The organism is Raineya orbicola (assembly GCF_002843425.1).
Classification (GTDB): Bacteria; Bacteroidota; Bacteroidia; order Cytophagales; family Thermonemataceae; genus Raineya; species Raineya orbicola.
Genome location: NZ_NKXO01000001.1, coordinates 1 through 24051 on the forward strand (window position 1 = coordinate 1; position 24051 = coordinate 24051).

Below are 24051 nucleotides of genomic sequence, written 5' to 3' on the forward strand. Positions count from 1 at the left end.
ACCAATTCAAGGCTTTAATCATACGCTATGAAACCAGAGTAGATACGTGGGTAAATTTGTTAATTTTATCCTTTATGGTCATTTTTATCCGAAGAATTATCAAAAAAAATAAATCCTAAACAACCTCCGAATTTTAATTACTTACTGCCTTGGAAGTGCAAAAATTTATAGAGTCAGGTATATTGAGTGTGTATGTTTTAGGGATTGCCACCGAAGAAGAAAAGCAAGAAGTGGAACGTATGGCGGCTTTGTATCCTGAAATTAGAGAGGAGTTGGAAAGCCTGCAAAATGCTGTAAATGAATATGTAGCTCAATACGAAGTACCTGTACCTACTCATCTCAAACAAAAAGTTTTTGAAAAAATTCAAAAAACTGAAAATGTACAGACAAAGCTAAAATCTGACCATAACCTTGAGGGCTATTCAGTGCCTTTTCCTTCGGTGCAAAAGTGGAAATATGGTTTAGTGGCTTCTTTGATGTTGCTGGCTTTCAGTGCTTTGTTGAATGTACAATTGTACCAAAACTTGAAAGAAACGCAAAGAGAGCTATCTATTGCTCAAGCCCAAAATATGGAAAGCGAGAAAAAAATCACCGCTTTGCAAACTCAATACCAAAGTATTGAGCAAGAACTTGCTTTGTTGCAAAATCCTGATTATCAAATTACTTATCTAAAAGGTTTGCAAGAGGTTGCTCCAAGAGCTTATGCAACAGTTTTCTGGAATGAAAAAGAAAACAAAGCCTTTATTTTTACTAATTCACTCCCCCAACCACCCCAAGGCAAACAATATCAACTTTGGGCACTTACAGATGATAACATCGTTTGGGACGCAGGGGTATTTGATTGGGGTAGGTTTTCACCTGTCAAATGTTTCAAAAAACCTCAAAAATTTATCATTACACTTGAAAAGAAAGGAGGCGTCCCCAAAGCCGAAGGTGCCGCTTATGCTATGGGAAGTGTGAAAAGTTAGGAATGCTCATTCTGCTCCATTGATGCTTTTTGAAAGAAAACCCAAGTATTTTCTTGCCATTGGTAGCTTTCAAGAGCAGAAAAGCGTTTTTTGTAATCGTAAAATGAGCTTTTATCGTAAGCATAGCCCAAATATAAATATTTCTTGTCTAACTCTTTTGCCCATTGTATTTCTTGCAAAAGAGTAAAAATCCCCAAACTATACTCCGAGTAGTCTGTATCAAACATTGCATAAATGCTTGAAAACGCTTGTGGCGTAATATCTACAAAAGTGCAAGCTATTAGCTTTTCTTTATCCCAAACTTCAAGATTATACGTAGGTAGGGGCGTAATATCGGGAGTTTTTGAAAGGAAATTGTATAAAGACATAGGACGGCTATGCTCTGAAAAACGCAAGGCGTGTTTTTCAAATAAGAGGTGCTTTTCAGAGGTGAGTTTCACCAACTGCCTTTTGATAGAAAACTGCTCATTTTTTCTTAAAATTTTACGCTGACTTTTAGAAAACTTGAAATTTGGCAAAAAAATACGCAAAGGAATTACTTTCACAGGGAGATATTCGTTTTCACTTTCCAAATAAGAACTTTCATAACGAAAAAAGTAAGTTCCAAAGTGCCTCCAGCCTTGCGAAAGTAAAAAATCTAAATATTCGGGTGAGATATTTTCTTGATAAAAGTGTTGATTGAGCATTGCTTGCGAGTTATTTTTTTACTTTTTCCATATTGCGGGCAAAATCAAAGCCAATGGGTTCTCGCTTGTTGCATTCCCAAGCGGTCATTTCTTGCATAAACTCTTCAATATGGCTCAAAATAAGGGTTTGATTGATGTCTTTGGGCTCAAAATTTCCAAGCACAATAGGCTCTCGTTTTTCAACCCATTGTTCAATGTAAGGGAAATAAATGGTGGCTGTAATGGTTCGGTTGTAGGTTTGGGCATAGCTCAACATACCGCCATATTTGATGTAAGATTTTACACTATCAATGGTTTTGAGTAAAATACCGCTATATGTATTTTTAAGATGTAAAGAAACGGCTTCTAAATTGATACTTTGGGGGGCGTGGTCGTTGTATTCCTGCAAACCTATGTACCATTCCAAAGGCACTTGCTTGGTAACCTTATCCATTACCTCAATGAGAAAGTTTTTGGTGCTTTGAAGCCAAATTTGATGCCTTTCCTGAATTTTGGCGAGGCTTTGCAGATACGCCTCACGATGCTTCTTGATTTTTTCTATCAATTGTTCCATAAAAACAAGTTTGGGTGTTCAACTTTCTAAGTTACATCTTTTGCCTTAAACATTTTTCAAACTATCAAATATTTTTCAGAAATACAAATAAAAATTTTTGAGTAATGCCTTAAATTCATCTGTATATTCGCCTTTTTCGTTTCTGATAAATAAATTTTCATTTACAAGATTACTTTCATTAAATCCAAAAGCCGCAATTTCACGCAGTATTGGGTGCTTGGGGCTATGAAAAATATGCAATTTTTTTTGAAGTAAGAGGTTGTGATTTTTGGCTAAAATGCAAAACTTATTCATAAAAAACGGAGGAAGCAATACAAAGGCTTTTCCTGATGATTTTAGCAATAAATCTAAAATTTCTGCTAATTCGTGCAATTGGAGGCAATTTTGGTGCAGAGCCAAGTTAAGTTTTTCATCTTTACTTTGCAAATAATCGGCATAAAAAGGCGGATTGCAAACTATAAGGTCGTAGGTGGGTGCTTTTTGGGTTTGGGCAAATGCCTGAATGGAAGTATGATAAAGGCGAATTTGGGAGGAAAAAGGACTATTCTTAAAATTGCTTTGGGCTTGTTGAAAAGCCTTTTTTTCTATTTCTACGGCTTCAATTTGGCTCTTTGGGAAGCGTTGGGCAAGCATTAGCGAGAGCAGTCCTGTACCTGTGCCAATATCTAAAATCTTTTGTGGATTTTCCGCAAAAGCCCAAGCACCTAAAATACAAGCCTCTGTACTTACTTTCATAGCGGTATCGGCTTGCTCTATGCGAAATTGTTTGAACTGAAAATAAGTGTTTTTTTGTCTTTTCACAAAATTACTTTTGACAAAAAAAGCTAAAATCTGACTAATTGCATAGCTCAAAAGAAAAAAAATAAAATTTCAAGCAGAATAAAATTTTGTTTGAATGAGGTTTTTGGTTTTTATTTTAGGTTTTAATAAAAGTTTTATTATTGCATTTTGAAAAGTAAATTTATTGACAAATTGACATTTTTTTGAATTTCAATTTGTATTTTTTCAATCTTTTTATTGAATTTTTTTAAGTTAAAAATTTTACCATTAAAAATTTTGTACAAAATTTTGTTTGGCAAAAAATTTGTTTATATTTTTGCGTAAGAAACAGCAAAAACGAGTTTTAGCTATGTTGAACTTTAAGGAAATTTTGACCGTATCATTGATTTTATTTTCGGTAATTGACATTTTAGGCTCTGTACCTGTCATTATTGATTTGAAAAAACGCACAGGTGCATTACACGCCACGCAAGCCACTTTTGTAGCAGGTCTGATAATGATTGCTTTCCTTTTCTTGGGGGAAAGTATTTTACGAGTTTTAGGCTTGGATACCCCTTCTTTTGCCATTGCGGGGGCATTGGTTATCTTTTTTTTAGGGCTGGAAATGGTGCTTGGGATTCACTTTTTCCGTGGCGAAATGCAAGGTAGTGGCTCTTCGGCTTCTATTGTACCTATTGCGTTCCCGATTATCGCAGGGGCAGGTACAATGACAACTATCCTTTCGCTTCGTGCTGAATATCAGCAAGTTTCTATTCTTATTGCTATCGTTCTAAACTTGATTTTAGTGTATGTGGTTTTGAAGGCTTCGGGCTGGATAGAACGCAAACTCGGACAAGCAGGCACAGATGTACTGCGTAAAGTATTCGGCGTGATTTTACTGGCTATTGCTATCAAAATGTTCAGGGTGCATTTAGGAATGTAAAATAAAACCTTCACTTCGCCGTGAAGGTTTTATTTTTGGGATCTCACTTCAATATTTACAATAACTTCATCACCAAGCACCCAACTTTTGCCTCCTACGCCAAAATCTCTGCGATTGATACTAAAACTACCCGAAAAACTTGCTTCATTACCATTAGGTATAAAACGAAAAGGCATTTGTACTGCTTGGGTTTTATTGCGAATAGTAAGCTCAAAATAGCCCACAAACTGGTCTTTCTCTCTGATAATTTTCGTTGATTTCATACGCAAAAACGGAAATTGCACTGCATCAAAATAATCATCTTGGCGTAAGTGTCTGTCGCGACTTTTATTGCCTGTGTTAATGGTTTCAGCCTTTACAGAGGCTTCTATGGTGCTTTGGGCTAAATTTTCAGGTGAAAACTCAATTATTGCCTCCAAACCACTCAAAGAGCCATTTACGTAGCTACCAAAATTTTTAATTTTGAAGTTGATTTGAGCATCTTTCACTTGCCAATTGGTTTGGGCTTTTGCTTTGAAACAGCAAAAGAGTAAAGTTGAAAAAATCAACACCTGACAGATTTTCATAGTATTCTTTTGCCTAAAATAACACATTTTTTCACAAATTGTTTGGGCAATGTACTAAATTGCTTATGAAAACGTTTTGAAAAAAACAAAACCTAAAAGCAATGCAAAAGAAATCACTTATTCTATTGTTTTTGGTGGGCTACTTTTTTCAAGTATTTGCCCAAGAAGATTTGAAGTATCAGAAGCCCTCTGCTCCTATACTGGCATTAGCCGATTATGAAAGACCCCCTTCCATCAGTATGGATAAGGATAAAAACTATATGCTTTTGCTCTACCGAGACACTTACAAAAGTTTAGACGAACTAAACCAAGACGAATTAAGGCTGGCAGGGTTGCGTATCAATCCTAATTTGTTTGTAAGTTCTACAATGAACTATGTCAAAAATCTTAAAATCAGAAAAGTAAAAGATGTAAAAGCTGAGCCCACTCCTGTAAAAGGGCTACCTTCTAATGCGAAAATCTCTTTTATCACTTGGTCGCCCGATTACAAAAAAATAGCCTTCACCCATACTACTGAAAAAGGGGTAGAACTCTGGTGGATAGATGTAAGCTCTGCCCAAGCTCAAAAAATAACAGAGGCTACCCTGAATGCAAGTGTAGGAAGTCCTTTTGTTTGGTATAAAGATAGTGAGCATTTGCTTGTGAAGTTCATTCCCGAACCACGCCCCCAACTGATTGATAAATCCAAAGAAACGCCCAAAGGTCCCATTGTTTCTGTAGCCGAAGGCAAAGCCTCACAGAATAGAACCTTTCAAGATTTGCTTAAAAACAAAATAGATGAACAAAACTTTGAAAGTTTGCTTAGTTCCCAACTTTTCAAAGTCCATATTAGCGGTACAAAAAATTTACTTAAAGATAAAGAACTCTATGTAGGTATGTCGTTTTCGCCTGATGGCAATTATTTAATGCTTACCAACTTGCAAAAGCCATTTTCTTACCTTGTGCCTTACAATCGGTTTCCACAAATAAGCAAAGTATATGACAACAAAGGCAATTTGATAAAAGTTGTGAATGAAGTACCTTTGAACGAAATTATGCCCAAAGGTTTTTCGGCAGTTCGTAAGGGCAAGAGAAATATGGCTTGGCGTGATGATATGCCCGCAACTTTATACTTTGTAGAAGCCCTTGACGAGGGCGACCCTGCTAAAAAAGTAGAGTACCGCGATGAAATTTTTGTGTGGCAAGCTCCTTTTGATAAAGACCCTGTTTCCATTGCAAAAACTCAACAACGTTTTGCAGGGATTATTTGGGGTAACGAACAAGTTGCCATAATGTATGATTCTTGGTATGATACTCGCAATCAGAAGACCTATCTTATCAATCCATCGCAACCTAATTTATCGGCTCGTGTCATTGCCGACCGCAATTATCAAGACCTTTACAACGACCCAGGCAGGTTCAGCACCCAAATCAATCAGTTTGGACAGGAAGTTTTAGCTATTGAAAATAATAAATTATTTCTTATAGGCGAAGGTTTTAGCCCCAAAGGGCAATTTCCTTTCATAGATGAGCTTGACCTGAAAACACTGAAAAAACAGCGTTTGTATCAGTCTGCTTTTACGGATAAAAAAGAGGACATCGTTTCTATTGAAGACCATAAAGCAGGTGTAGCTTTGGTCCAAATTCAATCTCCAACCGAGTACCCCAACTATTTCTTGAGAAACTATAAAAAGCGTATTGCTCCTGTGCAAATTACTTTTACGCCCAATCCTTTTGAAAGCATCAAAAATATCAAGAAACAGGTAATCAAATACAAAAGAAACGATGGTTTGGAACTTTCTGGAACGCTCTATCTGCCCTTGGGTTATGATGAAAATAAAAAAGAGAAATTACCCTTGCTTATATGGGCGTACCCACGTGAATATAAAGATATGCAAACAGCAGGGCAGTCCAACCAAAATCCAAATGAGTTTACTTTTCCCAATTATGGTTCATTTATCTATTGGGTAACCAAAGGGTACGTGGTATTAGACGATGCCTCATTTCCGATTGTAGGGGAAGGCAGTCAAGAACCCAATGATACTTTCATTGAACAACTGGTTGCCAATGCCAAAGCCGCAATTGATGCCGTGGATAATCTCGGATATATTGATAGAAACAAAGTAGCCATTGGAGGGCATTCTTACGGGGCATTTATGACAGCCAATTTGCTCGCACATTCCGATTTGTTTGTGTGTGGAGTGGCTCGCAGTGGAGCGTATAATCGTACCCTTACACCTTTCGGCTTTCAGAGCGAACAGCGTAACTATTGGGACGCTCCCGAAGTGTATAACAAAATGTCGCCTTTTATGAACGCTCATAAAATCAAAAAGCCTATTCTGCTTATTCACGGCGAAGCAGATAATAATCCGGGTACTTTTACTTTACAAACAGAGCGACTTTTCCAGGCTATAAAGGGTTTAGGGGGTACGGCAAGAATGGTTATTTTACCTCGTGAAAGCCACGGTTACGTCGCCAAAGAAAGTATCTTGCACGTATTATGGGAGCAGGAGCAGTTTTTAGACAAGCATTTGAAAGGGGTAAATAAATAAAAAAAATCAAGCGACCATAACATCAAATTTATGGTCGCTTTTTGATTAAAATTAGCTGACAATACTGATTTTTATGGCGTTGGTGCGTTGTTTTTCTTCAATAGGCATACTGGCAAGCTGAATAACTACATCACCTTCTTTGAGGTAGTTTTTATCTTTCAAAATTTCAATAATATCTTTGAAGGTCGTATCTGTGGAAACGAACTTATCATAAAAGAAAGTTCTTACTCCCCAAACCAAGTTAAGCGTATTCATTAAGGGGTTGTTGCTGGTAAAAATAAAAATATCTGCTTCGGGACGATGGCTTGCCAAACGATATGCAGTGTAACCCGAGTTAGTCATTCCAACAATAGCTTTGGCACCTGTCTGACGAGCCAAATTGCAAGCCGCCGCTATCAGACTATCGCTGTAAAAGGTTTTAGAATTTTTATCTACTTCTAAATTTTTGTGATACAATTTCTTAACGCGTTCTTCTACATATTGAATAGTTTTCGCCATACTGCGAATTACCTGCATTGGGTACAATCCTGTGGCTGTTTCTGCTGAAAGCATCAGAGCATCTGCTCCATCTACTACGGCATTGGCAATATCATTGGTTTCGGCACGTGTAGGACGTGGATTGTTTATCATACTTTCCATCATTTGCGTAGCAATGATAACAGGCTTTGCGGCTTTTTGGCATTTTTCTACAATCATTTTTTGCAAAAGAGGTACTAGTTCAGCGTCCATTTCTACACCCAAATCGCCCCGAGCTACCATAATACCATCAGCAACCTTGATGATTTCGTCAATGTTTTCAATAGCTTCGGGACGCTCAATTTTAGCGATAATTTTGGGATTTTTGCCTTTGAGCTGAACCAAATGCTTCAAGAGCAAAATATCAGTAGCTGTTCTTACGAAAGAAAGAGCTATCCATTCCAAATTATTTTCCAAGCCAAAAAGTACATCTTCGCTATCTTTTTCTGTAAGCGAAGGAGAGGAAACTTCGGTTTGGGGCAGGTTCATACCCTTTTTAGATTTGAGCAAACCGCCGTGAATGACCTTTGTAAATACTTGTCTATCGTTTTTTCCTGTAACAATCAGTTCTATTTTGCCGTCATCAAGCAAAATTGTTTCGCCAATTTTAACATCTTTGGGCAAAAACTGATACACCGTACTTACCATTTGCTTATTGCCAAGCATTTCGTCTATGGTAATGATAAAATCTTGCCCTTCTTCCAGTTCTACACCATTGTTTTCTACTGCCCCAATGCGAATTTTAGGACCCTGTAAATCTTGCAGACAGCACAAATTTAAGCCATATTCTTGGTTGATTTCCCTAATATGATTGATAACTTCCTGATGCCCTTCGTGAGTACCGTGAGAAAAATTGAGCCTAAACACATCTACGCCTGCTTGGGCAAGTTGGAGAATTTTCTCTTTGGTATTGGTAGCAGGACCGAGCGTGGCGATGATTTTGGTTTTGTTGAAAAGAATTCCCATAGCTTTAAGAGTTGTAGATTGCGAAATTTTGCTTCAAGTTAAAACTATTCGGCTAAAAGCCCAAATTTTGCATAAAAACATTTTTTTCACAAGAAAAGCAATTTGGTTTTTCAAAATGTTGTAAATTAGAGCAACCTTTTTCAATATTTTTACTAAAAAAATCACGTATGAAAGCAACATCAACTTTGCTGGTATTTTTGTTTTTAGCTCATTGGGGAGCGTATAGCCAAAATTTTTGGCAACCTACCGAAGAAAGTAAAATTCTCCCTAATCCTGCAAAAAAGCGTTTGGTTCTTGCAAATGAGTACAAAGTGTTTCGCTTGAATGTGAGTGCATTTAAGATTTTTGCTCGTTCTGTACCTATGGAAACTGCTGACCGTAGTTTTTCAGCTCAAAATTCTGATGTAGAAATGGATTTCCCGCTTCCCAATGGTACTTTTGCCCGTTTTCGTATAGCTAAAACACCTGTTTTGCACCCTGAATTAGCCGCTCAATTTCCCGAAATACAAACTTTTGAGGGCTATCGTGTAGGTGGTTATGGTTATGTGCGTTTTGATTTTACTCATCAAGGCTTTCACGCTCTTATTTTTACAGAAGACGGACAAATCTACATAGACCCTTACCGCCAAAATGACCAAGAAAACTACATCTGCTACTACAAAAGGCATTTTGTTTCAGATAAAAAAATGAGTTGCACGATTGTAGATGAAGATGAACAAGCGGAAAGAATACGCAATTGGCTTCGTGATAACAATGCCCGCCCCGCAGGGGCTCGCTTGCTCACCTACCGAGCGGCTATTGCCACCACAGGGGAATACACGCAGTTTCACGGAGGTACCGTAGCAGGAGCTTTGAGTGCCGTTACCACTTCGCTCAATAGAGTATCAGGTATCTATCAAATTGAAACTTCTATTCGCTTTCAACTAATTTCTAACAATAATACCATTATTTACACCAACCCAGCTACTGACCCTTATACTAACAACAACGGTGGGGCAATGCTCGGGGAAAATCAAAGCAATCTTGATGCAGTAATTGGTAATGCAAATTACGACATCGGACACGTGTTCAGTACAGGTGGGGGAGGAATTGCAGGATTAGGCGTAGTTTGTAGAACAGGGCAAAAGGCAAGAGGCGTTACAGGCAGTGGCTCTCCTGTGGGCGACCCTTTTGATGTAGATTATGTAGCACACGAAATGGGGCATCAGTTTGGAGCAAACCATACTTTTAATAGCGTGCAAGGTGGTTGTAATGGTAATCGTAGCAGTTCTACTGCTTATGAGCCGGGTAGTGGCATTTGTATAATGGGTTATGCGGGTTTGTGTGGTACGGATAATCTTGCCCCCAATAGCATTGAAACTTTTCACGTGATTAGTTTTGATGAAATTTTCGCCTACACACGTGGTTCGGGTGCTGGTGCCACCTGTCCCAACGATACCCCTAATGGTACTAATTTGCCTCCTGTGCCTTCTGTACCTACGGGAGGCTGGGTAATTCCTATCAATACCCCCTTTGAACTTACTGGCTCTGCCACAGACCCTAATAGCGATGCTCTGACTTATTGTTGGGAACAATTCAATTTAGGTCCTGCGGGCTCGTTGAGTAGCCCTTCGGGTGATGCCCCTATTTTTAGGAATTTCTTGCCTTCTACTTCGCCTACACGAACATTCCCTCGTCTTTCGGATATTATTGCTAATAATCTCAATCCTTTGGGAGAGCGACTGCCTTCTTATACACGTAATCTAACTTTCCGAATGACCGTGAGAGATGGCGTAGGGGGCTATGATTATGCTTCGGTAAGTTTTACAGCCAATGCGGCAGCGGGTCCTTTTTTAGTTACTTACCCCAATACAGCTATTACTTGGCAACAAGGCACACGCCAAATGGTAACTTGGGACGTGGCGAACACTCATCTTGCCCCTGTCAATTGCCAAAATGTGAATATTCGCCTTTCCACAGATGGGGGTTTTACATATCCGATTGCTTTGGCGACCAATGTTCCTAACAATGGCTATGCTGAAATTACGGTGCCTGCTGTTACTACTACACAGGCACGTGTGCGTGTAGAAGCCGTAGGCAATATTTTCTTTGATATTTCTAATGCCAATTTTACGATAAATAACTCAACTCCTTCGGGAAATCCTTTGGTAAATTCGTTTTCGCCTCCCGACAACAGCACCACAGCCCCTGCCAATACCAACTTGCTGATTTATTTTAACCAAAATATTCTCAAAGGTACAGGTAATTTGCTTATCAAGCGTTATGCCAATGATGCTGTGGTAGAAACTATAGATGTAGCTGGCTCGCGGGTGAGTGTATCGGGTAATGTGGCTACCATTGACCCCGTGAATGATTTAGAGGCAGGAGTTATGTATTATGTAGAAATTCCTAATACGGCTTTCCGAAATGCAAGCAGTCAGTTTTATGCAGGTACAGCCAACAAAGATACTTGGAATTTCTCAGTTTCCGACAATGTCGCACCAAACATCGTCAGTCTTGAACCTGCTGATAATTCGGAAGGCGTGCCACTCAATGCCGATTTGCGTATTACTTTTAGTGAGCCTATCAATAGAGGTACAGGTAGTATTACTATTAGAAGAGCCGATAATTCCGTAAAGCAAACGCTTTCTGTCAATAATCTTGCTGTAAATGTAAGTGGCAGTATAGTAACTATTGACATCAGCGATTTGGAGCAGAATACAGACTATTACGTACAAATGCCTGCGGGTACGTTCAGAGATTTAGCAAACAATAACTTTGCAGGTATTACTGATAATACCACTTGGAACTTTTCTACTCGCCCTCCTGCCTCATTGGTTATGCTTTCCAAAGGAAAACTCCTCATTTATCCTAATCCAACCAAAGGTAAAATTTTCTTACGTCTGGAAAATGGAATGAACATAGAGAAAGCCGAAGTTTGGAATGTTTTAGGTCAGAAACTTTCAGATTTGCAAGTAAAAAATAATCAAGAAATATCTTTGGATCATTTGCCTGCGGCAATGTATTTGCTTAAATTGCAAATATCGGGCGAAATTGTTCAACAAAGAATTATCAAGCAATAGTTTATAGCTTTCTTGCAATCATCAAGCCATCTCGCAAGGGTAGAAGTAGATTTTCTACCCTTGCATCGTTTTGAACCAACTCATTAAAAGCCCGCAGTGCCTCTGTATCCTTATCAATAAATTTCGTATCTGCCACCTTGCCCGACCAAAGCACGTTATCGGCAATAATCCAGCCTCCCTTGCGTACTTGGGGCAAAACCATTTCGTAATATTTGGCATAATTGAGCTTATCGGCATCAATAAACACCAAATCCCAAGTTTCTTGGAGGGTAGGGATAATTTCCAAAGCATTGCCAATAAGCATTTCAATTTTTTTCTCCAAACCTGCTTTTGCAAAAAACTTTTTGGCAAAATCTTCTAATTCTTCGTTTTTATCAATTGTAATGAGTTTGCCGTTTTCTTGCAAACCTTCCGCAAGGCACAAAGCCGAATAACCCGTATAAGTACCTATTTCCAGAATACGCTGTGGGGCAAGCATTTGCGAAATCATTGCTAAAAAACGCCCCTGCAAATGCCCCGAAAGCATACGAGGCATTAGAACTTTTAGGTGTGTCTGCCGATGGAGTTCTCTTAAAACAGCATTTTCTGAGGAGGTATGTGTTTCAGCATACTTTTGGATAGCTTCAGAAAGTAATTCCATTGATTAGCTAAATTAAAACATAATTTTTATGACGCAAAGATAGTTATGAATGTGCCAATTAACATAAAATTCACATACTTTACTTGATTTTTTTCCTAAAAATGCTAAACTTTGTGTATAACAAAATTATGAACACTTATGAAACATTTTTTGGTTGTGGTAAAGATTGTATGATATTTTTGTAAAAGACAAAGAGGGCGTATTTTTGTAATATGTGTGAAGTATTAACAAAAGTAAACTGCCCTCACTGTCAAGGTGCAAAGGTAGTGAAAAATGGTCGTAAAAAAGATGGGACACAAAATTTTTTGTGTAAATCTTGTGGTAAGCAGTTTCAACAGGCTTATCGGTACAAAGGAGCTGACCCTAAAATTAAACATCTGATAGTGAGTATGTTGCTAAGAAATAGCCGCATACGAGATATTGCTATGGTCTTACAAGTCAGTCGTGTTTGTGTGTTAAATCAGCTACTAAAACAGTCTGAAAAGTGTGTGCTAACTCCCAAGCAAAAGCACTACAAAAGTGTTCAGATAGACGAATTTTGGTCTTATGTTCAACACAAGAAAAAGCACAAGCGATGGCTTTTCTATGCGTATGCTCCTGAAACGAATGAGGTCTTAGGCTATGTGATAGGCAATCGCAGTGCTAAAACAATTAAAAAACTACTTCAAATGCTTAAAGATATTGAAATTGAACAGTATTGTACCAACAATTGGTCTGCTTTTGCAGAGGTATTAGCAGGGCAAAACCATCAAGTTGGCAAACACCTGACGCGGCATATTGAGGGAGTGAATAATGCTTTACGAGCCAGAAATAGACGTTTGGTACGAAAAACTACTTGCTTTTCTAAAAAAGACAAGTATCACGAAGCAGCTATCAAAATTATGTTTCAACAATGGAATTATGACTATCATACATTCTAAACCACAGCCCATTTTTTACTCTTATTTCTAACGACAATTTTGCTTACCACTTGCAAACCTTTTTTAGAAAGAAAGGTAATGCTTGCGACGCTTCCCATTGAAGAAAAAAACGATAGCACGCTCATTCTGAAAGCTCATCTGATAGACTACAATCCTAAAAAGGCTATTAAAGAATTTGGTTTTGCAATAGGAATTGATGACTCCACGCAACTGCACACACTTTCTAAAAAGATTTGCACTCAACACCCTGACTCGGTGAACTTGGAACATTTGACCTTGCAATACATTGATACCAACCTGCTTTACAGAAATCCAACCCCTGCTACTCTTGTGAGCAAAAAAGTCTATGCTAAAAGCTATGTATGGCTTGAAAATGACCAAATCATTTGGGGCAATCTGCAAGAAATTGAATTAAGTTGGGGAAGCATTGAGAATATCTCTGCCACAACTACAAGCATTACTTTTGATTATGTGATTGATTGGAGAGAGAATTGTCCTGATGTTGTTGATAATAACTATGGACTTGAATATGGTTTTTACTATCACATTCAGCCCAATCCATCGGAAAGTAATTATTTAGGAAAAATTACAGAGGCTTTGGGTGATGACTTTCTACTCGCTTGTTTCGCTGAACTTCCACGTTATGTAAAAACAATCACTATTACAGGTTTGCAGCCACGCACTACTTAGTCGTCCCTTAAAAAGTATATTTGAATTTATTTTTCACCCAGAGCAACCTTTGAAGCGAGTAAAAAAGTCTCTGCAAAAATAGGCAAAAAGAAACCTTGTAGTGGTTCATCAGCCTCTTGAAGTTAAAAGCAGCCGCAGCAAGCATAATGTTGATGTTATCGCCCACGATACCCTTGTAGAAGTTTCGCTTCAATCGGTAGTCAGTTTTCAAATGTCCAATCACCGCCTCAATACCTGCTCGCTTTCGGTGTAATCGGCTTAATTTGCGTTTCTGGTAGTAGCTTTGTGTCTTATCGGGTGGGGAGGGTAACAAAATTTCTGTCCCCTCAACATTTTTTTCGCCCCTGTAACCTCTATCCACTTTGGCTTGCTTGGGCAACTTACCCACCAAACGCTTGACCTGTTCAAGGGCAGGTCGCAAAGTGTGTCCATCATATTCATTGCGAAATCCCATAGCCCCCACGATTACTCCACTATCAGTAAGCACAATAGAGACCTTATTCCCAAATTCATAAGGCTGATGCTCTTTCCCTTTGGAAATACAACAAACATCTACTTCGTGCAATGAATAAATCTTTCCTTTACTATGCCTTTCCTGTGCCAAGACCTGCTTGTATAATTGCAAATCCTTCTGATACACCGAACCCACAGGCAGTTTCCGCTCCAACTCCCTGACCAGCCTACCTGCTATCGTTTTTATCTTTTTATCCGCTTTCCTTGCTCGCTTTTTATTCTTGGGGTGATTGCGAAAACGTTGTGCCCGTTTCAGTTGCTTTAAGGTTTGCTCATAGCTTTGTCTTAACACCACCTGCTCTTGCTTAGCTATCGCTTGACAGCGTTTGATGATTTTTTGGTGCAATTTAGCGTCAGTGGGAAAGGTGATATTTTTTTCCTGTACCGTCGTATCTACGCTTACCTGCTCATCTTGGCTGTCTTGACCATTCACTCGAATGCTCTCTTGCAGAATCAATTCTATCCCTTTTTCTCCTATCCTTTTCCTAAAATGCACTAATTCAGAAGCCTCACAAGGATAACCCGGTACAAAAGATGTCGCCCCACAAAAATATTGGTAGTAAATGTTTTCACTCCACTGCTCTACTACACTTTCATCAGAAAGATTGCGGATATGCTTTAACATCAACAAACCCACCATTAGCCGAATAGGCTTGGCTGGTCTGCCATTAGTGCTACTGTACAAAGGCTCAAATGCCTGCTCAAAGATTGACCAATTGATTTGTTGGGCTAAAACATAAAGCGGATGTTTTTGATTGAGCGTATCGGCAAAACTAAAAAATAAACTCAACTGATTGGTAGATGCTTTCTTGGGTAGCATAACAAACAATAATTTTGCAGGATTTTTGACACAAATTTACAAAATCTTGCATTTTCTCAAACGAAAATACCCAAATAATTTATTGATATTGAAATACTTATACCATTTTTAAGGGACGACTACTTACTATATTAGGTACTACGTAATAGTAGGTAATGAAATTCACTATGGACAAAGTTTTAGTGCAAGAACACTATGAGAACAAAAATCTTATTCGGTTTTTTTTTGTTTATTCTTACTACCTGCAAACCTTTTTTAGAAAGAAAGGTAATGCTTGCGACGCTTCCCATTGAAGAGAAAAACGATAGCACGCTCATTCTGAAAGCTCATCTGATAGACTACAATCCTAAAAAGGCTGTTAAAGAATTTGGCTTTGCAATAGGAATTGATGACTCCACGCAATTGCACACACTTTCCAAAAAGATTTGCACTCAACACCCCGACTCGGTACATTTAGAGTTTTTAACTTTTGAATATGTTGATAGAACTTTAATTAACCAAAACCCCAACCCTGCTACTCTTGTGAGCAAAAAAGTATATGCCAAAAGTTATGTATGGCTTGAAAATGACCAAATCATTTGGGGTAGCCTGCAAGAAATTGAATTAAATTGGGGAAGCATTGAGAATATCTCTGCCACAACTACAAGCATTACTTTTGATTATGTGATTGATTTGGCAGGGGACTGTTTGAATGCGGCTTTTAATAATTTTAGCATAGAATATGGTTTTTACTATCACATTCAGCCCAATCCATCGGAAAGTAATTATTTAGGAAAAATTACAGAAAGCTATGCCGATGACTTACTTTTAGCTTGCCAGTTTGGCGAATCACGTTTTGTAAAAACAATTACCATTGCAGGTTTGCAGTCTCGTACTACTTACTATATTAGGTACTACGTAAAAGTAGGTAATGAAATTCGCTATGGACAAAGTTTTAGTGTAACTACACAATAATAACTCCTACTTACTTTTTAACTCCACTTCATCGCCATCTTTCAGTTTTTTATCAATGGCTTGAAAGGGAGCAATTACAATTTTTTCGCCTACTTTCAACCCCGAAACAATTTCAATATTTTCAAAATCGCTAATACCTGTTTTTACTTCACGAAGAGCTACTTTTTTGTTTTTTTCATCATACACAAAAACATACTCTTTCTTTTCATTTTCAGCTTTTCCCTTTTTTTCGTCTTTGGTATTATCAGTAGAACTTTTTTCTGTTTTTTCTTGCTTTCCTGTTTGTTTTTTCACTTCCTCATCACTTTTGGCTACTACCGCCGCAAGAGGTACAACAGGAATATTTCTTTTGGTTTGCGTAATAATTTCTACGCTGGCACTTGTGCCTGGGCGAAAAGGCGAAAGTCTGCCACTTTTCGCCTTCAAATCTTGATAAGATTCGCCCAAAATCTTCACTTTTACTTGAAACTCAGTAACCGCCTCTGCTGAAACAGTAGCATTGGCAGTATTTGCAATAGCCGTAACAATGCCCTTGAATTTACGATTACGATAGGCTTCTACCTCTACATCAGCGGTATCACCCAAAGAAACTCGGATAATATCATTTTCATTGACATCAACACGCACTTCCATTTCATTCAGATTGGCAATGCGTAATAGTTCTGTTCCTGCCATTTGGGCTGTTCCTACGACACGCTCGCCTTTTTCTACGGCAAGTTTGGAAATAACACCACTCATAGGGGCATATACGGAGGTACGCGTAAGGTTCTGGATAGTTTCATTGACGGTAGCCGAAGCACTCTGAATGTTGAATTGTGCGGCAATTACATTTTGTTTGGCAGATTCTAATTCTTGCTGAGCTACTTTGTATTCGGCGGTGGCTTGCTCAAACTCTAATTCAGAAATGACTTTTTGCTCAAAAAGTTTTTTTTGCCTTTCGTAGTTGGCTTGGCTACGTGTAAATTGAGCTTCTGCCTGTAATTTACGAGCCTCTGCCTGTGCCAAAGCGGCACGGCTGTTGTTGAGCGTTGCTTGCGAACGTTGAACTGCCAGTTCGTAGTTATCAGGGCGGATACGCAAGAGTAACTGCCCTTTTACAACCGAATCCCCTTCTTTTACGTAAAGTTCTGTAATTTCTCCCGAAACATCAGGGCTTAATTTTACTTCTGTAACAGGTTGCACTTTTCCCGAAGCACCCACCTTTTCGGTGATTGTTCCATTTTTGACTTCCGCAATTTCTATTTGCTCCAATTTTTTCTTGTTACCACCTAAAAAAACAGATAAAACAACTAAAATAACCACAATTCCTATCAGATACCCAATAACTTTTTTTGATGATTTTTTTTTCTTTTCCTTGCTCATAACATTAGAACTTTCCATAGCTTTTATTTTGCTTGTTGATTTTTTATTTAGGTTGAACAATAATACCTCCGCCTGCCCCTACATACTGGGGAGTTTGCCCATTCCATTTTTTAATTTTCTCGTACTCAATAAGATTGGGAGATATAGATTCTGCCAATTTACGATTGTATTCAGATTCAGCTTCGGCACGAATACGCATTGCTTCGGCGTAACCCTTGGCTTTTTCTACTTCTTTTTGAGCTTCGGCACGTTCTTGGGCTACCTCTTGCTCTTTTTTGAGGGCAATTTGGCGAGCATTGATTTTAGCATTGATATTATCTACAACACCTTGTGGCAAACGAAGTTCATTGAGTAATACAACTTGCTCCACCACAAAACCCTCTCTTCCCAAAAAACTCTTGATTTCCGCTTCCGATTCGTTCTGAAACTGAATTTTGTTTTCATATAGTTGCTCGGCAGTGTATTTACCCGAAACCTTATTGTAAGCCTCACGCATATAGTTACGCATCACGGTTTTGTCTAACTCTTCTAGCGGTTTTCTGTACTTTCGGAAAATTTCAGCGGCTTTGTTGGGGGCAACACGGTAATTCATTGAAACATCAAAAGAAACCACTAACCCATCTTTGGTTGTAACTCTGAACTCCTCGTTACTTCTGCTGCCTTCGGTGGCATCGCGAGTAAAAACTACATTCTGCACAAAGGTAGGAAACTCAATTTGGGTAGTAAAGGGATTGTACCAAACCCAGCCTGTAGCTTCGGTAACATCTTGCACACCACGCTCCGAGCCATATAGTTTTACAACAAGCCCTACGTGTCCTGCGTCTATACGTTTGCAAGCACTGGAAATAATTGTGATTATCACAATTACTGCGGCTAATGCTCCTATAATTTTGAACAAACCACCAATACCACTTGAATTTTTGATTGCCATAACAATAATGTTTAGTTCTAAACGCAAAGATAAATTTTTTAGTACAGAAATTGCAATATTTAATTAGAGTAATAAAAAAACCCTGCTTAAACAGGGTTTTTAGTTTGGGAATAAGTTTTCTTAATATTTAGTTGGAGGCTTTTAGAGTAAGCATTTGGTTATTTCCTTTTCCAACAAATTTAGATTTAGAAAGTTCTAAAATTTCCATTTCACTTTCTTTTTCGCCTTCAATTTGCATTTTCAATTTTTTACCATCATCACTGATAGACCACATACCTTTCACTTTTTGTCCTGTTATACTTGCCTCAAAAGAACCGTCTTTTTTGAATTCAAAGTACATATCCTTCATCATTTCTTCGGCAAGTTTCATTTGAGCATCAGAAAGTTTGTTACCGCTTTTTTCACTTTCCTTTTTCAAAGATTCTATATCAATTACCCATTTTCTAGCGATTAAATCTTTGGGACTTCCTTTGCAGGCTACCATAGCAATAGCTACAACTAAAAGCAAAATTTGGGATAGTCTTTTCATAAAAACAAAATTAAATTGTGAAAGAATTGAACATTTTTTTTCAAAGAACTTGTTTTTTTTTTTCAAAACCAAAAAAAAATCAAAAAAATATTCAAAATCTTACTCAAATAGGAGTAAAACGCAGAAAATAGCCATTGGCTAAGCAAACTCCAAAGTATAGTTTTAGAAAAAATGGAAACATTATCACACACAAAACTAACCTAATAAATATTTTTGCAGAATGCTCAACAAAACATTATTTTTGAGTGTTTTTTGATAATAAAAAATAGTTGAGGCTTTTGAATGCAAATTTTCTTAAAATTAAATAGAGTATAAGAGTTAATTGGCAATGTTTCAATCTAAAAAAATGCGTGTAGTAGTTGGAATGTCGGGGGGGGTAGATTCCAGTGTGGCGGCGTATCTGCTCAAAGAGCAAGGTTACGAGGTAATTGGGATTTTTATGAAAAACTGGCACGATGAGCGGGTCGTTATCAATAATGAATGTCCTTGGGTAGAAGATAGCAACGATGCTCTCATTGTAGCAGAAAAACTAAATATTCCTTTTCGGGTATTGGATTTGAGCAAAGAATACAAACAGCGAATTGTTGATTATATGTTTGCCGAGTACGAAGCAGGCAGAACCCCTAACCCCGATGTACTTTGCAACCGAGAAATTAAATTTGATGTATTTCTGAATGCCGCCCTGCAATTAGGTGCTGATTTTGTAGCCACAGGGCATTACGCACAGAAAGATACTTTTACCAAAGAAGGGAGAACTATTCATCGCTTACTTGCGGGCAAAGATGAAAATAAAGACCAAAGCTATTTTCTTTGTCAACTTACACAAACACAACTCGCCAAAGCACTTTTTCCCATCGGGAACTTGAAAAAAAGCGAAGTGAGAGCTATTGCCAAAAAAGCAGATTTGATTACAGCCGAAAAAAAAGATTCGCAAGGGTTGTGCTTTGTAGGAAAAATTCGCCTGCCTGAATTTTTACAACAACAACTTGCCCCTAAAAAAGGCAGAATTATTGAAATTGATGCTAATAGTCCTATTTTCAGACAAAATGGAAAAACCGAAACTTTACACACGCTAACTGAGCCTTATCATTTCCACCCCACTGATGGAAAAGTGGTGGGAGAGCATATTGGGGCACATTTTTTTACGATAGGTCAAAGAAAAGGTTTGAATGTAGGCGGAAAACCCAAACCTTTGTTTGTTTTGGCTACTGATGTTGCTGAAAATATTGTTTATGTAGGACAAGGACACGAACACCCCGCACTGAACCGAAAAGGCTTGCGGGTACGAAATGCAGAGGTGCATTGGGTTCGTGAAGATTTGCGTATGCAAGTAGGTGAAAAAAGAGAATATTTAGCTCGTATTCGCTACCGACAACCATTAAGTAAGGCTATGCTTTATCAGGAAAATGATTTTCTGTATGTAATTTTTGATGAAGCACAAAGTGCGATTACCCCCGGACAATTTGTAGTTTGGTATGAAAATAATGAACTGATAGGTTCGGGAGTAATTGCTTAAATGAAAAGAACAAATTGACTTTTGAACACAAACAATTACTTTTTTCAACAACCATAAACTTTTTTTACTTATGCACACACAAGGAATGTTACGTGAAAATGCTCTTTCGGGCAAAACCATAGTAGTTACAGGTGGTGGTACGGGGCTGGGATATTCTATGAGTAAATATTTTTTAGAGCTTGGAGCAAATGTAGTGATTACAAGCCGAAAAGTAGAGGTTCTGCAAGAGGCGGCTCAAAAACTCTATTCCGAAACTAATAATGCCAATATTGCTTATTTTGCTTGTGATGTGCGTAAATACGAGGAAGTAGAAGCTATGCTTGCTCAAAGCATTGAGCGTTTTGGAAAAGTAAACGGACTTGTAAATAATGCCGCAGGAAACTTTATCAGTCCTACGGAAAGGCTTTCGGCAAAAGCCTTTGATACCGTCGTAGATATTGTTCTGAAAGGCACTTATTACTGCACACTTGCTTTCGGCAAATATTGGATAAAAGAGCAAATTCCCGCCAGTGTTTTAAGCATCGTAACTACCTATGCTTGGACAGGTTCGGGGTTTGTAGTGCCTTCGGCTTGTGCCAAAGCGGGAGTGCTTGCTCTTACACGCTCGCTTGCGGTAGAGTGGGCAAGACATAAAATTCGCTTCAACGCCATTGCTCCCGGTCCTTTTCCAACGCCCGGGGCTTGGGAACGCCTTTTCCCGCCTGCACTTGCTGAAACCGATTTAGGTAAAAAACTTTCTCCTGAACATCGTATTCCTTTGGGTAGGGTAGGGGAGCATCAGGAACTTGCCAATTTAGCCGCTTATTTGATGTCTGATTTTTCTGCTTACATCAATGGTGAAGTAATAACCATCGACGGCGGCGAATGGATTAGAGGAGCGGGCGAATTTAATGACCTTGTCGCCTTGCCCGAACAAATGTGGGATTTCTTGGAGCAAATGCGTAAAAAGGGATAGATTTTCTTTTCCAAAGCTAAACCTTTTACCTGCACAAGTAGTATAAGGTAGAAAATTTACCTTGTACTACTTATGCTTTACCAACTCTATCGTAGGCAGATTTTGCCTATTTCTTTGGAAGAGGCGTGGGAGTTTTTTTCCTCACCTTTTAACCTAAAAAAAATAACGCCTCCTGATATGGGGTTTGAAGTCAAACTCATCAGCCCTGAACAAAAAATGTATGCAGGAATGATTATTGCCTACAAAGTGCGTCCATTGTTAGGTATTCCGATGAACTGGGTAACCGAAATTACCCACGTGAGAGAGCCTTATTTTTTTGTAGATGAACAGCGTTTCGGTCCGTATAGTTTGTGGCATCATCAGCATCATTTCAGAGAGGTTGCCGAGGGGGTAGAAATGGAAGATTTGGTAAGTTACAAAGTCCCTTTGGGCATTTTAGGAAGACTTGCCAACGTTCTTTTTGTTCGTAAGCGTTTGGAATATATTTTTGATTACCGCTATAAAGTTTTAGAGGAGATTTTTCCGAAAACAGCAGTTTTACGATAAATTTTCAGCACAAGTAAAAAGGGACGTAAATTTTTTACGTCCCTAATTTTTATCTATCCTCTGCCGTGCATCATTTTTACAAGTTTGCGAGAGATGGCAAATAGTACCAACCCTGCAAATATGGCAAAGCCTCCAATAGCCGCAAAGATTTCCAAAGCTCCTAATCTTTCCACATAGCTGGCAATATAACCGCCTACAATTTGGGCTAAAAATGGGGCTAAAAACCAAACTCCCATTAGCATTGAGGCAAGTTTCACAGGGGCAAGACGCGTAACCATAGAAAGCCCAATCGGTGAAAGGCACAATTCGCCAATAGTATGGAACAGATACGTCATTACCAACCACATCAAACTTGCCTTGATATTGACATCGGCACTATTTCCGCCACGTTCCATCACAGCTCCTACCATAAAGAAAAAGCCGATACCCAGCAAAACCATTCCTAAACTCATCTTAATGGGTATGCTTAAATCTTTGCCCTTTTTGGCTAAACTTAGCCATAGCATTGAAAATAGCGGTCCCAGAGCTACAATAAATAGCGGATTGACAGACTGAAACCAAGAAGTAGGTATCACAAAATCACCTATTTTGCGGTTGATGTAGCTATCGGTGTAAAGTGTTAGCGAACTACCTGCTTGTTCAAAGCCCGCCCAAAAGAACACGGTGAATATGGTTAGTGTGAGAATAACTGCCATTCTATCGCGTTCTTCATCGCTAAGTGGTTGATTATGTACTTCTTGTTCCTCTTTACTTTGAATTTTTATACCTTTTCCGATGCTTCCAAGTAAGCGAGGTGCAAGCGTATTGAACACAATTTGCCCTACGAGCATTCCTATACCCGCCGCTAAAAAGCCGTATTGAAAAGCGTAACGTTCAATAACTTCTTTGCCATCAACTACTTTTTTCACGGCAAATAAATCTTCTGCTAAAAATCCACATACCAAAGGGGCAAAAAATGCTCCTAAATTGATACCCATATAAAAAATAGTAAAAGCACTATCACGACGAGGGTCGCCTTGTGGATACAAAGCCCCTACAATGGTTGAAATATTGGGTTTGAAAAACCCGTTTCCTATGATAAGCAGTGCCAAACCGAGCCAAGTAGCCCAAACACCCAATTGAGGCGTGGAAGCTAAACTGAATTGACCAAACATCATTGTTACGCCGCCTATCAGAATGGCTTTTCTTTGTCCTATGTATCTATCAGCAATATAGCCTCCAATAATGGGCGTTAGATATACCAAACCTGTAAACCAACCATAAATAATAGAAGCATCATCTTTGGCAAAACCTAAACCGCCTTGCATTGCAGTTTTAGAAAGGTAAAGCGTAAGAATGCCCCGCATACCATAATAACTGAAACGTTCCCACATTTCAGTAAAGAAAAGCAAATATAGCCCAGGGGGGTGTCCGTTTTTGGTAGTAGTTGTTTCCTGCATATTTTCTTGTAGTTTTTTCAGTGTTTAACCCCTCAAAATACAAGGAAAAATTACTTTAATCCAAATTTTTTTACAAAAATTTGCAATCAAGCAAACTTTATCCGCATTTTGAAGTTTTTGGATTTAAGCAAATATGCTTTTAATTTGATTGCTATGATAACCATTGTTGTAAGTACCAACCGAAATGACTCTACCTCTGAAATTGTCGCAGAATACTATCAAAAAGTTTTATTAAATAAGCAAGTGCAAGCTGAAATTATCAACCTTAAAAATTTACCGCCTGATTTTATTGTATCGGCTTTGTATGAAAACGAAGGTAAAAATCCTGTTTTTAATGCTCTGCGAGAAAAAGTATTGACTGCTGAAAAGCTCATTTTTATTGTTCCCGAGTACAATGGCTCTTTTCCGGGAGTATTGAAGGCTTTTATTGATGGAATGCCTTATCCAAATGCTTTTATGGATAAAAAAATTGCCCTCGTGGGGCTTTCGGCGGGGGTGCAGGGAGGGGCATTGGCTCTTAGCCACCTGAACGATATTTTTTCCTACCTCAATGCTCACGTATTGGGCTATAAAGTAAAACTTATTCAGATTGAAAAAAATATGAAAGATGAAAAAATTATCAATAATTTTTACTTGCAACTTATTGATAATCAAATAGAAAAGTTTATAAATTTTTGAAAATTTCT

At 38.4% G+C, this 24051-nt stretch carries 21 protein-coding genes and 1 pseudogene; 11 read left to right on the plus strand and 11 right to left on the minus strand.

All coding sequences use genetic code 11. The features are described 5' to 3' along the window. The first annotated feature begins 155 nt into the window (after nt 1–155). Nucleotides 156–968, plus strand: a complete 813-nt coding sequence (locus tag Rain11_RS00010; RefSeq protein ID WP_133121447.1) for an anti-sigma factor — start codon at nt 156–158, stop codon at nt 966–968. Here Rain11_RS00010 and Rain11_RS00015 read toward each other — a convergent pair. The 3 genes from Rain11_RS00015 to Rain11_RS00025 all read right to left on the minus strand — a co-directional run bounded on the left by Rain11_RS00015 (nt 965) and on the right by Rain11_RS00025 (nt 3059). After that, nucleotides 965–1654 (minus strand): arginine-tRNA-protein transferase, encoded by a 690-nt coding sequence (locus Rain11_RS00015; RefSeq protein WP_101357273.1) that lies wholly within the window; start codon nt 1652–1654, stop codon nt 965–967. The two genes, Rain11_RS00010 and Rain11_RS00015, sit on opposite strands and share 4 nt — an antisense overlap. Nucleotides 1655–1664: 10 nt before the next feature. Continuing rightward, entirely contained in the window at nt 1665–2207 is a 543-nt protein-coding gene (locus Rain11_RS00020; RefSeq protein WP_101357274.1) for a hypothetical protein, read from the minus strand. A 75-nt stretch (nt 2208–2282) separates the two neighbouring features. After that, nucleotides 2283–3059: a tRNA1(Val) (adenine(37)-N6)-methyltransferase gene (locus tag Rain11_RS00025; RefSeq protein ID WP_101357275.1), complete on the minus strand. Its 777-nt coding sequence runs from the start codon at nt 3057–3059 to the stop codon at nt 2283–2285. A gap of 277 nt (nt 3060–3336) precedes the next feature. Between Rain11_RS00025 and Rain11_RS00030 the strand changes: the two genes are divergently transcribed. Continuing rightward, nucleotides 3337–3909 (plus strand): MarC family protein, encoded by a 573-nt coding sequence (locus tag Rain11_RS00030; protein ID WP_101357276.1) that lies wholly within the window; start codon nt 3337–3339, stop codon nt 3907–3909. A gap of 29 nt (nt 3910–3938) precedes the next feature. On the opposite strand, the gene Rain11_RS00035 is transcribed toward Rain11_RS00030, so the two are convergent. Further along, nucleotides 3939–4475 (minus strand): YceI family protein, encoded by a 537-nt coding sequence (locus tag Rain11_RS00035; protein WP_165778039.1) that lies wholly within the window; start codon nt 4473–4475, stop codon nt 3939–3941. A gap of 101 nt (nt 4476–4576) precedes the next feature. Between Rain11_RS00035 and Rain11_RS00040 the strand changes: the two genes are divergently transcribed. Then, a complete protein-coding gene (locus Rain11_RS00040; protein WP_101357278.1) occupies nt 4577–7006 on the plus strand; it encodes an alpha/beta hydrolase family protein in 2430 nt (809 codons plus the stop codon). Nucleotides 7007–7057: 51 nt separating this feature from the next. Here Rain11_RS00040 and pyk read toward each other — a convergent pair whose 3' ends face one another. Beyond that, on the minus strand, nt 7058–8488 hold the full coding sequence (gene pyk / locus Rain11_RS00045; RefSeq protein WP_101357279.1) for a pyruvate kinase: 1431 nt from the start codon (nt 8486–8488) through the stop codon (nt 7058–7060). Between the two features lie 167 nt (nt 8489–8655). Between pyk and Rain11_RS00050 the strand changes: the two genes are divergently transcribed. Then, on the plus strand, nt 8656–11550 hold the full coding sequence (locus Rain11_RS00050) for a reprolysin-like metallopeptidase (RefSeq protein WP_101357280.1): 2895 nt from the start codon (nt 8656–8658) through the stop codon (nt 11548–11550). Between the two features lies 1 nt (nt 11551). On the opposite strand, the gene Rain11_RS00055 is transcribed toward Rain11_RS00050, so the two are convergent. Further along, nucleotides 11552–12190: an O-methyltransferase gene (locus Rain11_RS00055; RefSeq protein WP_101357281.1), complete on the minus strand. Its 639-nt coding sequence runs from the start codon at nt 12188–12190 to the stop codon at nt 11552–11554. 212 nt (nt 12191–12402) lie between these two features. Here Rain11_RS00055 and Rain11_RS00060 point away from each other — a divergent pair, with 212 nt between their 5' ends. Then, nucleotides 12403–13110: an IS1 family transposase gene (locus tag Rain11_RS00060; RefSeq protein WP_101357361.1), complete on the plus strand. Its 708-nt coding sequence runs from the start codon at nt 12403–12405 to the stop codon at nt 13108–13110. Between the two features lie 78 nt (nt 13111–13188). Then, nucleotides 13189–13800 carry a hypothetical protein gene (locus tag Rain11_RS00065; protein WP_101357282.1) on the plus strand — a complete coding sequence of 204 codons (612 nt, stop codon included), beginning with the start codon at nt 13189–13191 and terminating at the stop codon, nt 13798–13800. A 106-nt stretch (nt 13801–13906) separates the two neighbouring features. Here Rain11_RS00065 and Rain11_RS00070 read toward each other — a convergent pair. Then, nucleotides 13907–15133 (minus strand): annotated as a pseudogene (locus Rain11_RS00070) (IS5 family transposase); the annotation flags it as partial. A gap of 195 nt (nt 15134–15328) precedes the next feature. Between Rain11_RS00070 and Rain11_RS00075 the strand changes: the two are divergent. Continuing rightward, nucleotides 15329–16087 (plus strand): hypothetical protein, encoded by a 759-nt coding sequence (locus Rain11_RS00075; RefSeq protein ID WP_101357284.1) that lies wholly within the window; start codon nt 15329–15331, stop codon nt 16085–16087. 6 nt (nt 16088–16093) lie between these two features. Here Rain11_RS00075 and Rain11_RS00080 read toward each other — a convergent pair whose 3' ends face one another. The 3 genes from Rain11_RS00080 to Rain11_RS00090 form a co-directional block, all read right to left on the minus strand. Beyond that, a complete protein-coding gene (locus Rain11_RS00080; RefSeq protein WP_243390512.1) occupies nt 16094–17467 on the minus strand; it encodes an efflux RND transporter periplasmic adaptor subunit in 1374 nt (457 codons plus the stop codon). Between the two features lie 25 nt (nt 17468–17492). Beyond that, complete coding sequence (locus tag Rain11_RS00085; RefSeq protein ID WP_101357285.1) at nt 17493–18380, minus strand: prohibitin family protein; 888 nt, start codon at nt 18378–18380, stop codon at nt 17493–17495. A gap of 127 nt (nt 18381–18507) precedes the next feature. Beyond that, nucleotides 18508–18909, minus strand: coding sequence for a lipocalin family protein (locus Rain11_RS00090; protein ID WP_101357286.1), 402 nt, complete (start codon nt 18907–18909; stop codon nt 18508–18510). Between the two features lie 346 nt (nt 18910–19255). Between Rain11_RS00090 and mnmA the strand changes: the two genes are divergently transcribed. From mnmA to Rain11_RS00105, 3 genes are all read left to right on the plus strand, one after another. Next, nucleotides 19256–20425 carry a tRNA 2-thiouridine(34) synthase MnmA gene (mnmA, locus tag Rain11_RS00095; protein ID WP_101357363.1) on the plus strand — a complete coding sequence of 390 codons (1170 nt, stop codon included), beginning with the start codon at nt 19256–19258 and terminating at the stop codon, nt 20423–20425. A 70-nt stretch (nt 20426–20495) separates the two neighbouring features. Further along, on the plus strand, nt 20496–21380 hold the full coding sequence (locus tag Rain11_RS00100; RefSeq protein WP_101357287.1) for an SDR family oxidoreductase: 885 nt from the start codon (nt 20496–20498) through the stop codon (nt 21378–21380). A gap of 72 nt (nt 21381–21452) precedes the next feature. Further along, complete coding sequence (locus Rain11_RS00105) at nt 21453–21926, plus strand: SRPBCC family protein (RefSeq protein WP_101357288.1); 474 nt, start codon at nt 21453–21455, stop codon at nt 21924–21926. 53 nt (nt 21927–21979) lie between these two features. Here Rain11_RS00105 and Rain11_RS00110 read toward each other — a convergent pair whose 3' ends face one another. Beyond that, complete coding sequence (locus Rain11_RS00110; protein ID WP_101357289.1) at nt 21980–23365, minus strand: peptide MFS transporter; 1386 nt, start codon at nt 23363–23365, stop codon at nt 21980–21982. Between the two features lie 108 nt (nt 23366–23473). Between Rain11_RS00110 and Rain11_RS00115 the strand changes: the two genes are divergently transcribed. Continuing rightward, nucleotides 23474–24043: an NADPH-dependent FMN reductase gene (locus Rain11_RS00115; RefSeq protein ID WP_317042730.1), complete on the plus strand. Its 570-nt coding sequence runs from the start codon at nt 23474–23476 to the stop codon at nt 24041–24043. Nucleotides 24044–24051: the final 8 nt, after the last annotated feature.